The organism is Streptomyces sp. NPDC097981 (genome assembly GCF_040302565.1).
Lineage (GTDB): Bacteria > Actinomycetota > Actinomycetes > Streptomycetales > Streptomycetaceae > Streptomyces.
On the sequence record NZ_JBEORW010000094.1, the window covers coordinates 1 to 11,853 of the forward strand.

Genomic DNA, 11,853 nt, shown 5'->3' on the forward strand with positions numbered 1-11,853 from the left:
ATCGTGGACACCTGCCGCCGACCAGCGTGAGCACTGCAAGACGCGTGCACACCAGACCCGTGACCTGCAACTTCACGATGCACACTGCTCAGTGAGGTGAAGTAGATCGTGAAGCCCGCGCGGCAGGCGGCGACGGCCAGGGCGACGGCGATGTGTGGCTTGCCAACCCCGGGCGGGCCGGGTGTGTCCAGTAGACGGCTGCGCCCTACAAAAACTGGATCAGCCGTCTACTGGACACACCCCCAGGGGCGGTCCGAAGGCGCAGCAGCCCCACGAAGATCACCCTCCCGGGCGCACTCGCATTGACCGTGCGACGTTCTTGCAGGTCAAGGGAGTCGTGAGCCAAAGCGGTGCACTACAGGGGCCGACCGGAATGCACGGCGGGCCACTGGGTGGTCACCGTCGCGGTGAACCCGCAGCACTCGAACGTGCGGGTCCGGTCACCCGTGACGTGCGTGATCCGCACCCGGTCCAGCCGTACGGTGGTGTCGATGGCTGAGGCGATGGCTGCGACGCCGCCCCCGCCGCCCCGGATGGTGTCCTTGTCCGCGGTGAACGTGCCGTCTTGGAAGGCCGCTCCGAAGTACTCGCTGTCGGTGATCGTGTTGTGGCTGGTCTCCATCGTGCCGAAGCCGTAGATGCCGAGCTGGTTGCCGACGAGGAGGTTCCTGGTGACCACGACCCCCGTGTTGGCCAGGATGCCGGCGTGCTGGAACTCGGTGAAGAAGTCGGGGCCGCATCCCGGATCCGGCTCGCGGCAGGCGTTGTCGCTCACCGTGTTCTGCTCGGCCCGGCCACTCGCATCGACGTACTCGATGCCGTCGGTGGAGATGCTCTTCTGGCCGGTGACGACGTTGCGGAGCAGCGTGGCGTTCGAGCCCGCGTTGAGCACGACGATGCCGGCGCCCTGATAGTCCGTGATCCTGGAATCCCGGATGTCCGCCGACCCCGTGCCGGTGGGAAAGTCCCCGATGAGGACGGCATTGGCGCTGCGGAAGCATGGGGCCAAGGGGGTGTCTTTGATGTGGGACACCGCCGCGTGGCTCAGGTCCAGGTGTGCCCCGCCCAGGATTCGGATGCCGGCTCCGAGTGCGCCCGCGTCACAGGTGCCGGCCCCTGGCCCGCTCACCGCGAGACGGGAGATCGTCACGCGCGCCGCGTTGTCGAGGGAGACGATCGAGTTGAGGCCGTCGGAGCCCGTCACCAGGTGCTCGGGAGCGAGGATGGTGGTCTTCCCGGCACCCGCCCCCGTGAGGGTGAGGTCCTTGTGGATCGTCACCTGCTCGCGGTAGACGCCGGGGCGAAGGGCGATGCGATCCCCGGGGTGCGCGGCGTCGACCGCTGACTGCACGGTCGGGTAGGCGGCCGAGGGAACCACCAGTTCGCGCGGCGGCGACGAGGCGGACGAGGATGCGGGCGCGAAGGAGCCGAGGGCCACCGAGGCCAGCAGCGTGCCGAGAGCCGCCGCGCACCGTGTGCGGAGGGGGTTCATTGCGTTCTCCTCCCAGGGGAAGGGCCAGCTGCGCGTGGCCGCTCGGCGCCGTGGGACACGTGGCGGCACGGCGGGAACGGCCGGTTCGCACAGGGCCACCCGAACACAGGGCGGGCCGAATCGGCGGGTGCCGTGCCGCAGAGATGGGCCGTCCGGAGCAGCGGGACCACACGGCAAGGCGCAGGGCGCCCGATGTCTCTCCCCTCGTAGCGTGGAGACCGTGACTGCAGGGGATGTTGAGAGTCATGGCCGAGAAGCGACGAAAGTTCGAGCCGGAGTTCCGTGAGTGGACGTTAAGTCCGTTTCTGGTAGCGGCCTCGTTCGGGTTGGGTGAGGAAGCCTTGGCGGGTGAGGCGTCCGAGGCGGCTGCGGGTGATGTTGACGGACGCCTCGTGGGTGGGCATGCCCAGGAGTTCGTGCAGCTCACGGGCCCTGAATGCCTGGTCGGGGTGCTGGTTGAAGGCGTTCACGATGGCCTGATAGGCGGTGTTCGTCTCGAGCGGATCGGGCTCGTCTCCCGTCGGCGCGAGTTCCGCGATGACCTTCCGGGTAGTGATCAGATCCGTAAGTCGCGCTTCGGTCTCGGCCAGGGCGGCGGTGAGGTGCTCGATCTGGCCGCGTAGTTCCCCGGCTCGGGCGGTGGCCTCGTCGTGCTGGGTCTGGAGGCCGGCGAGGAGTTCGGCGATGTTCACGCGGCTCTACCTTCCTTCTGGGATCGCCCCAGCCATTCGTAGGGTTGTGGCACCCAGGGGAACCGGGTGTGGCTTTCACGCGGCTGCCGTCTGTGGCTTGGCTGGCTTGGCCGCCCGGTTCCCCACGACGACTCGGCCGCCGATTGGGAAGTGCGAGAAAGTCGCTGTGTAGAGCAATGCCGGCGAGGTCGTCCGTGGTACGCAAGGCAGGAACGACCTGATGGAGAGCGATGAGCCGGATATGGGCGGGGACCGACTGCGGCAAGACCCACCACCACACCCTGGTCATGGACGCAGAGGGCAACACACTGCTCTCGCGGCGCGTGGCCAGCGATGAGCCGGAGCTGCTCCAGCTGATCGCCGATGTCCTCGACCTCGCCGGAGGCAGGGCAGTGACCTGGGCCCTGGACATGACCGGCGGCGAACCTGGCCTGCTCATCAACATCTTGGCCGGCCACGGCCAGGAACTCGTCTACATCCCCGGCGTCGCGGTCAACCGTGCCACGGACAGCTACCGCGGGCAGGGCAAGACCGATGCTCGCGACGCCCGTGTGATCGCCGACCAGGCCCGCATGCGGCGAGACCTGCTGCCGGTCCGCCTCGACGACGAGGCTGTCATCGAGCTCCGGCTGCTGACCGAACGCCGCGCGGACCTCGTGGCTGAACGTACTCGCGTTACCAACCGGCTCCGGGCGCTTCTGAACAGCATGTTCCCTGCCCTGGAACGAGCGCTGGACCTCGGCAATACCGGGCCACTGCGGCTCCTCACGGGCTACCAGACCCCGGCCGCGATCCGCCGCGCCGGCACCAAGCGGCTGACAACGCGGCTGCGCAACCGCAAGGTCCGCAGCGCCGATGCCCTGGCCGCGAAGGCTATCGAGGCAGCCGACCGGCAGCACACCGCCGTAGTCGGTGAGAAGGCCATCGCCAAGATGGTCCACACCCTGGCCGAGGAGGTGATGGCCCTCAACGAGAAGATCACCGAAACCGACAAGCTCATCGAGGGCCGATTTCGCGAACACGAACTCGCCGAGGTGATCACCTCCATGCCCGGCATCGGGGCAACTCTCGGTGCCGAGTTCCTCGCAGCCGTCGGCGGCAACCTGGAGGCCTTCCCCACCGCGGACCGGCTCGCCGCCTTCGCCGGCGTCTCGCCGGCACCTAGAGACTCCGGCAAGGTCAGCGGGAACCTTCATCGCCCACAGCGGTACCACCGGCGCCTGCAACGCGTCTTCTACACATCCGCACTGATCAGCATCCAGAGAGACCCCAACTCCCGGGCCTTCTACGACCGGAAGAGAGCGGAGGGCAAGCGACATACGCAGGCCGTCATCGCTCTCGCACGCCGCCGCGTCAACGTCCTGTGGGCCCTCATCCGTGACGGACGGTGCTACCAAATCACACCTCCTGTCACCGGAGCCGCTTGACATCAGCATTGGGAAGCCAGTCCGAGGGTGTCGCGCCAGGCGGGACTCGGTGTCGTGAGGCGGCGGGTCATGTTCGCGGTGGAGGCCCAGTAGACGCGCGAGGCGGAGGTGTCGGGCCGGTGGTCATACTCACGGGTCAGACGCCGGTGCAGCATCAGCGTGCCGTTCGTCTGCTCGACCACCCACCGCCTGGGCTGCGGGACGAATCCTTTGCCCTGGTCAGCGGGGTTGCGGCGGACGACCTCGACGTCGATGTCCAGCAGTGCGCCGTGGATGATGACCTCGTCCTTGAAGCCCTGGTCCACCAGGGCCTTCTCCAGGCGCATCCCGCACCGCTCGGCAGCCTGGTCGAGCAGGGCGGTGCCGGCGGCGTTGTCGTGGGCGGAGGCGGCCAGCACGACAACACCGATGACCAGCCCCAGGACGTCCACGGCCAGTCCCCGCTTGCGACCCGACACTTTCTTGTTCGCGTCCAGCCCCGTCGTGGTCTTCGGGACACCGGCGGCCGCGCGGACGGACTGGGTGTCGATGATCACGAGGGACGGGTCCTCTAACCGGCGGGCCTCCTCGCGGACCTGGCAGCGCAGGAGTTCCTGGATCCGCTGGTCCAGCCCGTCCTCGCGCCACAGGCGGAAGTAGTAGAACACCGCCGACCAGGCCGGTAAATCGTGCGGCAGCAAGCGCCACTGGCAGCCCGTCCGGTTCTGGTAGAAGATCGCGTTCACAACTTCCCGCAGGTCGCAAGAGCCCGGATCCCCGGTCGCCGACCACGCCACCCGGTCCTGCTTCCAGGCCGTGATCATCGGCTGTCGGTAGCGGGGACGCATTGCTGCGTCCCCGCCCCCTCAGAACCGTGCGTGCCCGATTTCCAAGCACACGGCTCAAGCAAGCCCCAAGGGCGTTCGCGGTGTTGCAGAAACTGCGGTTCTCCTGCGCGTTCTGGCCCGGAGGCCGCGTTGGCAGGAGGCGTGTACGAGACGTGTCTGCGGTCCGTCCGGCGCGCCAGGCCGCCCGTGGTGAGTGAGGTAGCTGGCGGCTACCGCTCGGCGGACGGTGTTCAGCCACCAGCGCTCCCATTCGTGCGGGGATTGCGGTGGCTGATGGGCGGTGAGGATGTAGTCCCTACAGAGTGGACATCGGCCTTCCTGCCTGGCGAGCAGGTTCAGATTGTACTGAACTTGATTGGTGTCGGCGTACACGTGAACGTCCCCAGCCTCGTACGGATGAAAAGGGACAGTTGTGATGCGGTGAGACCTGCTGCTCGGCACTCTGCTACTTGGTCGATACGGGCGGCGGAGGGGGCTGGCAGTGGTCTTGGATCCGCAGCGTTGGCTGGAGCTTCGGCGCTTTCGCGGCCTGCTGGAGTCCGGGGCGATGAGCCTGTCGGAGATCTCCAGGGAGACCGGGCTGGACCGCAAGACGGTCCGCAAGTACCTGTCGGCACCGGGGCCGGCGACGCCTCCGCGGCGGTCGCCGAGCGGGCGGTCGCGGGCGAGGGTGATCGACGAGTTCGGGCCGCTGATCGATTCAATGCTCCGGGCCGAGGTGCTGATGAAGGCCGCGGTCATTCACGAGCGGCTGGCCCATGAGTACGGCTTCACGGGGAACTATCAGCGGGTCAAGCTCTACGTTCAGACGGCCCGGCCGAGGATCGCAGAGGAACTCGGGATCACGCCCAAGGAACTGGCGGGGATGCACCGCCGGTTCGAGGTGATCCCCGGTGCCCAGGCCCAGGTGGACTGGGGAGATGAGGGCAAGATCCTCGCCCACGTGGGCATCGCGAAGGTCTACTCGTTCCACATGACGTTGTCGTACTCGCGGGACCCGTTCTGCTGCTTCACCACCAGCCAGGACCTGCAGACCTTCTTCGACTGCCACCGCCGGGCCTTCGCTCATTTCGGCGGGGCTCCGATGACGATCGTCTACGACCGCACCAAGACCGTTGTCCGCCGCCACGTCGCCCCTGGTGAGGCGGTCCCGCTGCATCCGGAAGCGGTCGGGTTCGCCGGCCACTACGACTTCGACATCGACGTGCTGGCCGCCTACCGGCCGCAGGGCAAGGGCCGGGTCGAGCGTCAGGTCCTGATCGTCCGCGACCACGTCCTGTCCGGCCGGTCGTTCTCCTCCGTCGAGGAGATGGACGCCGCGTTCACCGCCTGGGTGCCCGTGCGGCGGGCCCAGATCCATATGACGCACCGGGAGGTCATCGCGGAGCGGGCGGCGAGGGACCACACAGCTCTCAAGCCGCTGCCGCAGACTCCGTATCTGGTGGCCGAACGGCAGCTGCGGCACGTTGGCAAGGACTGCCTGGTCGCCTTCGACGGCAACCTCTACTCGGTGCCGGCTCGCAAGGTCCGCCCGCGGCAGTTGGTCGAGATCCGGGCAACAAAGTCTCAAGTCATGCTGCATGCCACCCTTGCCGACGCCCACGGCAGCACGTTGCTGGCGGGCCATCCCCGGGCGATCGGCCGCGGTGCCCGTGTCGTCGACGAGTCCCATTGGGACGGTCTGCCCACCGGTCAGGGACGCCGAACCACCACCGGTGACATCCCCGTCCAGCCTCGTCAAGAGCGGACGCGGGGCGAGGAGGTCGGACCTTTGCAGGCCCTGCTGAACCGGGCCGCGGCCACCCGGGTCGAGGTCGGGCGCCGTCCGTTGTCGGTCTATGACGAGCTGACCGGCACCCGTCCCTTCACCACCCATCGAGCGACGAAGGAATCGTCTTGAGCGAGCTCACCGGCAACCGCATCCGCACCACGGCCGGCAAGCTTGGCCTGCCCCACCTCGCGGAAACCATCAACGAGTTCGCCCGCCGGGCGGATGAGGCGAAGATGGGCTACCTCGACTTCCTCGACTTGGTCCTCTCCGAAGAACTGGCCGTCCGCGACGACCGTCGCTTCCGCCAGGGCCTGCGACTCTCCCGGCTGCCGCACCACAAGACGATCGATGAGTACGACTTCTCGTTCCAGCCCGACCTCGACCCGCGCAAGGTCAAGGACCTCGCCACCCTCTCGTTCGTCGAGGCCAAGGCGAACGCGGCTCTCTTGGGTCCGCCGGGGGTGGGCAAGACGCATATCGCCGTCGCTCTTGCCGTTGCGGCTTGCCGGGCCGGCTACTCGGTCTACTTCACCAGCCTCGACGACATGGTCCGCAACCTCAAAGCCGCGGAAGCAGCCGGGCGCCTGGCCAACAAGCTCGGCACCTATCTCCGGCCGGGCGTCCTCGTGGTCGACGAGGTGGGATACGAGATCCTCGAACGCGGAGAAGCGAACCTTGTCTTCCAAGTCATCTCAAAGCGGTATGAAAAGGGCTCGATCATCCTGACCTCGAACAAGACCTTCAGTGAATGGGGGCAGGTGTTCGGCGACGAAGTCCTCGCCACCGCCATCCGCGACCGCCTCCTGCACCACTGCGACGTGATCTCCATCAACGGACCGAGCTACCGTCTCAAGAACCGTCTCAAGGCCATCGAGCGGGACACAGACGTGGCCTGACAGGCCATTTCGAGCAACCGACCGTGCCAGAGCCTCTTAGGGTGTGCATCAGGAAGATCTGTTGATCGGCTCGGAGATGTCATGCCCTTGCAAATGAAGTTGAGCGCGATAACACTCGATTGCCCTGATCCACTGGCTCTGGCGGCGTTCTATCAGCAGGCCACCGGCCTTGAACCCCACCCGAAGTCGGACGCCGACTTTGCCGGTCTCAGCCGTGAGGATGGACTCCTCATCGGCTTTCAACGGGTCGACGACTACCGGGCGCCGAGCTGGCCTGATCAGGCCGTTCCCCAGCAGCTTCACCTTTGCTTCGACGTCGGGGATCTGGACGAGGCGGAGGCCCAGTTGCTGGAGTTGGGCGCAGGCAAGTCGGATCACCAGCCGCATGAGGACAGATGGCGGGTCCTCACCGATCCGGCTGGGCATCCCTTCTGCATCGTCAGGGGTTGAACGGGGGCAAGAGGGTCTCGATGTGTCGGGCTGTGGCCTCGGGGGTCGTTCTGAGCAATGTGCGGCTGCTGCCTCGACGGGGCGCCTGCATCGCAGAGACAGGACAACCAGGATTCTCAGCCGTGCTCCGGCCCGCGACATAGCTGGGGACGTTCATCCGTACGCGGTTGGGGACCTTAGGTAGTACGCCGACATCGAGCTGGGCGGCGAGCCCGGGCACGATCAGCGCGCTGGCCTCGGTGCCGGAAACCACAAGGGTCTGTTCGGCGAGGGCGTCGAAGATCTCGGTGGTGAGGTGGTGGGCCTTGCGCGAGCCGTGGGCCTTGAGCAGGGCCTCGCAGCGGGCACGGCCGAGTTTCTTCAGCCTGGCCGGGGAGCCGTGCAGCTGAAGGAGTGCCTGGGTGTAGGGGTAGGCCAGGCGCGGGCTGACCACTCGTTCCAGGGAGGGGTGGATCTGGGAGAGGAGGCCGCGCAGCCGGTTGGTGGTGCGGTTGATCTCGCCGGCCAGGTCGTTGTCGTAGCCGGTGAGCATGGTCAGCTCGGCCAGTGTCTCGTCGTCGCGGTCCACCGCGCGCAGGGTGTGCGGCATGGTGCGGGCGGTGTCGGCGATGACGAACGCGTCGCAGGCGTCGGTCTTGGCCTCGCCCGGGTAGAGGTCGGCGGCCCGGCGCATCGACAGGCCGGGCAGGCAGGCGACCCGGCAGCCCGACGCGCGGGCGGCGGCGATCGGCAGGGCGCCGATGTTGGCGACCTGGTCGACGACGACCAGGACAGCGCCGAACTTCGCGACCAGCTTCTCGAACAGCTCCCGCAGCCTCGGCTCCGTGTTGGGCAGCCGCCTGTCGTGGACGGTCTTGCCCTGCCCGGTCAGACCATGGGCGTGGTGGAACTCAAGTCGCGCTCTGTCAGGCGCGCTCCGCATCCGCGAAGCCTCTCCGGCAGGTTCAGGTCAGGGAGCCGAGCCGGTTGCGACGGCATAGCCGATCGCGGCCGCTGCGTCGGCAATGCCCGCCAGGGATGCCTTGTCGCTCAAAGCGGTGACCACGTCCTGGGTCAGTGGGCGAAGGGCATATACGTGGCGCACCGCGTGGATGTCGACCGGGATCTCGTAGTAGTCCTCCGCGAACTTCTGGAATGCCTCCGGCGATGGGTCGACCAGCAGGTGGAACAGCCAACCCGAGCCGTCAGGGTCGGCGTTGTCTTCAGGGAAGTCAATCTCTCCTGCCTGCCAGTGCTCGCTTCCCGCCTCACGCCACATGCAAGCCGTCACCCTGGGCATTCCGTCGTCTGTGAAGGCCGGCTCTTCGACGCAACTGCGGAACACCTCGGGGACCGAGTCCACTACGCCTGGCCAGGGTGCGTCGTCGACATACGGGCTCATCTCCGACTCGTGGTCGAACCCTCGGACATACGCGCCCGCCGGAGAGAAGATGACGTCGAACTCGTCCCCCGAGCCGTTGCGCATGGAGGCGATCTCCTCCGTCTCGGACCAGGCCCGGCTGAATGAGTAGTAGCGCTCACCGTCAGGGTTCAGCACAGTCTCCAGCAGGGCTATCGACCGACACCGGTCCCGCAGCGTCGCGATATCAGGAAGAGCCTCGGCAACGTCGTGAACAGTCATGCGTCCTATCCAAGCGCACGCCACTGACAACAGATCGCGCGTTCGCCGAGCGGCAGACCTCGCGGCCCAGCCGAGGTGAGGTTCACCCCGAAGAGTCGCAGATGATCGACAACGGCAGATGGGGACCTGTCCCCGAGGGGTGGACACCTCTGACTCCGGCCCCGGCAGGGGCCGGGTAGGAGGCATCTTTTATGGTGATGAAGGTCTACTCGCCCGAGTTCAAGGCGGACGCCGTCGCGCTGTACCTGTCGGACCCGAGCCACACCTTCGAGGGCATCGGGAAGGATCTGGGGATCAGCCGGGAGACGCTGCGTAACTGGGTGCGGGCCGAGCGGACCCGGCGCAGCCGGGACAGTACGACGAGCACGGGGATGACGCGGGTGGATTCGCCGCCGACGGCCGAGGAGCTACAGGCCGAGAACGAGGCCCTGCGCCGGGAGCTGGCAGCGGCCCATAAGGAGATGCAGAAACTCGCCACGGAGCGGGACATTCTCCGTAGGGCGACGAAAGTTTTTCGCACAAGGATGACCTGGTGACCAACCGCTTCCAGTTCATCGAGGACCACCACCGCGCCTTCGGCGTGAAGCGGTTGTGCACTGTGCTGGAGGTCGCCCGCTCCACCTTCTATAAGTGGCGGGCCGGCCGCGGGGCCCGCGCCGCGCGTGAGCGGGCCGACGCCGCTCTCGCCGAGCGGATCAGGGCCGTGCACGCCGAGTGGGACGGCACCTACGGCCGCCCGCGGATCACCGCCGAGCTGCGCGACGACGGCGAGCGCGTGAACCACAAGCGCGTCGGACGGGTCATGCGGAAGTTCGGTATCGCCGGGCTGCGGCTGCGCAGACGCCAGGTCACCACGGTGCCCGAGCCGTCCGCCACACCGGTGCCGGACCTGCTCGGGCGCGACTTCACCGCGAGCGCGCCGAACACCGAGTACGTCGGCGACATCACCTACCTGCCGGTGGGCGACGGCGAGTTCCTGTATCTGGCGACGGTGATCGACTGCTACTCGCGCCGCCTGGTGGGCTGGTCGATCGCCGACCACATGCGCACCTCGCTGGTCACCGACGCTCTCCGGGCAGCCGCCGCTACCCGCGGCAGCCTGGCTGGCGCCGTCTTCCACAGCGATCACGGAGCCCAGTACACCTCACGCCAATTCGCTGAGATCTGCGCCGAGTTGGGGATGAAGCAGTCCATGGGCGCGGTCGGCACGAGCGCGGACAACGCACTCGCCGAGTCGTTCAACGCGGCCCTCAAACGCGAGACGCTCAAGGGCGCCCGCCGCTTCGACGGCACCCGCGCCTGCCGCCTGGCCGTCTTCCGGTGGACCACGCGCTACAACACCCGCCGACGACACTCGGCGAACGGACAGCAGGCACCGATCGCCTACGAACACCAGTCAGCTACCCTGACACTCGCCGCATAACGACACGAACAGGTGTCCACCTTCACGGGACAAGGCCCCCGTCATCCGGTCCGCAAGCGGCCCGGATGCTGCCGCCTGCCCTCCCGAAGGTCGATTTTCCGTTCAGCATCAGTGCTACGAACACGGACTCTCCGCTGCCTCTGCGACTTGACAACGTCATTAGGAGGTCCTATACGAATGTCGCCGCACTGCTCGCGGCCGGGGTGGATTTCATCGCGCCGGTCCCGGCCGCGCAGGTCAAGGACGAGGTCTACGCAGCCTTGGACCTCGCGCAGGCGCAGGCGCAGGCGGTGGACTGGGTGCCCGAGCGGGACGCGGACAAGCCGGCCGCCGAGCGGGAGAGCTACCGGGTGCTGGAGGACATCCACACCATGGCCGGGCGCCGTAAGCGGGATCCGGTGCACCGGGTGCGCCGGATCCTGGTGCACTCCACCGCTGTCGCGGCGGGCCAGCGCCGGGCCCGCGAGAAGCGACTGGCCCGGGCCGGCGAGGAGATGGACAAACTCGCCAGTGCGGCGGGCGGCCAGCACTACCGGACCCACCAGAAGATCACGGCCCGGAGCGGGGTCATCGCAGCCAAGCGGCACGTCACCTCCTGCCTGCGCTGGAGGATCAACGGAGGCGAAGGCGAACCTCCCGCCCTTCAGTGGCACTTCGACCAGGACGCCCTGGACGCCGAGGCCGCGGTGGACGGCTGGTGGGCGCTGCTGACCAGCATCCCGGCTGAGCAGGCCGGTCCGGACCAGATCCTGGTCCACTACAAGGGCCAGGGCGCGGTCGAACGCCGTTACCACGACTTCAAAGGACCCCTGGCGGTCGCGCCGGTCTTCGTGCAGCACTACCGGCGTGTCGCCGCTCTCATCCAGGTCATCTGCCTGGCCCTGCTCGTCTTCTGCCTGATCGAGCGGCAGGTCAGACACGCTCTGGGCCCCGAAGAGACCATGGTCGGCCTCTATCCCGACAACCGCCGGGTCCGACCCACCGGCCGGATGATCCTCTACCACCTCGGCGAACTCACCCTGCGGATCGGTAACGTCGCCGACCCGCCAACCGTCCAGATCAACCGCGGCGTCCAACTCCACCTCCTCGACCTCCTCGACACCGACATCACACAAACCCGCTGGCCACAGACCTGAAACAACGACCCGCGAAGTACGGGACTAGTGAGCCCAGGGCGGTGTGATGGTGTTGCCGTCAGCCAGTTTGGCGGTGAGCCCGACACGTGTGGTGACCCACATGTGGGCGGGCTGGTCG

Annotated in this window: 10 protein-coding genes and 3 pseudogenes; 6 read left to right on the forward strand and 7 right to left on the reverse strand. The window is 67.5% G+C overall.

Annotated features, from left to right (window positions below; translation table 11 throughout):
* Positions 1 to 68: 68 nt before the first annotated feature.
* From ABTY04_RS41390 to ABTY04_RS39000, 3 genes and pseudogenes are all read right to left on the reverse strand, one after another.
* Positions 69 to 179, reverse strand: a pseudogene (locus tag ABTY04_RS41390) (ATP-binding protein); the annotation flags it as partial.
* Between the two features lie 176 nt (positions 180 to 355).
* On the reverse strand, positions 356 to 1,492 hold the full coding sequence (locus ABTY04_RS38995) for a right-handed parallel beta-helix repeat-containing protein (protein ID WP_352218173.1): 1,137 nt from the start codon (positions 1,490 to 1,492) through the stop codon (positions 356 to 358).
* Between the two features lie 293 nt (positions 1,493 to 1,785).
* Positions 1,786 to 2,184, reverse strand: a complete 399-nt coding sequence (locus tag ABTY04_RS39000; RefSeq protein ID WP_352218174.1) for a hypothetical protein — start codon at positions 2,182 to 2,184, stop codon at positions 1,786 to 1,788.
* 230 nt (positions 2,185 to 2,414) lie between these two features.
* Here ABTY04_RS39000 and ABTY04_RS39005 point away from each other — a divergent pair, with 230 nt between their 5' ends.
* Positions 2,415 to 3,611: an IS110 family RNA-guided transposase gene (locus ABTY04_RS39005; RefSeq protein WP_352218175.1), complete on the forward strand. Its 1,197-nt coding sequence runs from the start codon at positions 2,415 to 2,417 to the stop codon at positions 3,609 to 3,611.
* Between the two features lie 2 nt (positions 3,612 to 3,613).
* On the opposite strand, the gene ABTY04_RS39010 is transcribed toward ABTY04_RS39005, so the two are convergent.
* Positions 3,614 to 4,438 (reverse strand): IS5 family transposase, encoded by an 825-nt coding sequence (locus ABTY04_RS39010; RefSeq protein WP_352218176.1) that lies wholly within the window; start codon positions 4,436 to 4,438, stop codon positions 3,614 to 3,616.
* A 547-nt stretch (positions 4,439 to 4,985) separates the two neighbouring features.
* On the opposite strand from ABTY04_RS39010, the gene istA reads away from it, so the two are divergent.
* From istA to ABTY04_RS39025, 3 genes are all read left to right on the forward strand, one after another.
* Positions 4,986 to 6,338: an IS21 family transposase gene (gene istA, locus ABTY04_RS39015; RefSeq protein WP_502996816.1), complete on the forward strand. Its 1,353-nt coding sequence runs from the start codon at positions 4,986 to 4,988 to the stop codon at positions 6,336 to 6,338.
* Positions 6,335 to 7,105 carry an IS21-like element helper ATPase IstB gene (gene istB, locus ABTY04_RS39020; RefSeq protein WP_352218178.1) on the forward strand — a complete coding sequence of 257 codons (771 nt, stop codon included), beginning with the start codon at positions 6,335 to 6,337 and terminating at the stop codon, positions 7,103 to 7,105. Before istA ends, istB begins: the two co-directional genes overlap by 4 nt.
* An 81-nt stretch (positions 7,106 to 7,186) precedes the next feature.
* Positions 7,187 to 7,555, forward strand: a complete 369-nt coding sequence (locus tag ABTY04_RS39025; protein ID WP_352218179.1) for a VOC family protein — start codon at positions 7,187 to 7,189, stop codon at positions 7,553 to 7,555.
* Positions 7,556 to 7,751: 196 nt separating this feature from the next.
* Here ABTY04_RS39025 and ABTY04_RS39030 read toward each other — a convergent pair.
* Both ABTY04_RS39030 and ABTY04_RS39035 read right to left on the reverse strand, forming a co-directional pair.
* Positions 7,752 to 8,477: pseudogene (locus tag ABTY04_RS39030) on the reverse strand (IS110 family transposase); the annotation flags it as partial.
* A gap of 27 nt (positions 8,478 to 8,504) precedes the next feature.
* Positions 8,505 to 9,176, reverse strand: a complete 672-nt coding sequence (locus ABTY04_RS39035; RefSeq protein ID WP_352218180.1) for a hypothetical protein — start codon at positions 9,174 to 9,176, stop codon at positions 8,505 to 8,507.
* A 191-nt stretch (positions 9,177 to 9,367) separates the two neighbouring features.
* On the opposite strand from ABTY04_RS39035, the gene ABTY04_RS39040 reads away from it, so the two are divergent.
* Together ABTY04_RS39040 and ABTY04_RS39045 are read left to right on the forward strand one after the other, a co-directional pair.
* Positions 9,368 to 10,599, forward strand: a protein-coding gene (locus ABTY04_RS39040; protein WP_502996817.1) for an IS3 family transposase whose coding sequence is annotated in 2 segments (ribosomal slippage) — positions 9,368 to 9,694 and positions 9,697 to 10,599 — 1,230 coding nt in all. Because the reading frame shifts where the segments join, the coding sequence is not laid out codon by codon here.
* A 65-nt stretch (positions 10,600 to 10,664) separates the two neighbouring features.
* Entirely contained in the window at positions 10,665 to 11,735 is a 1,071-nt protein-coding gene (locus ABTY04_RS39045; RefSeq protein ID WP_502996818.1) for an IS1634 family transposase, read from the forward strand.
* A gap of 24 nt (positions 11,736 to 11,759) precedes the next feature.
* Here ABTY04_RS39045 and ABTY04_RS39050 read toward each other — a convergent pair.
* Positions 11,760 to 11,853, reverse strand: a pseudogene (locus ABTY04_RS39050) (cupin domain-containing protein); the annotation flags it as partial.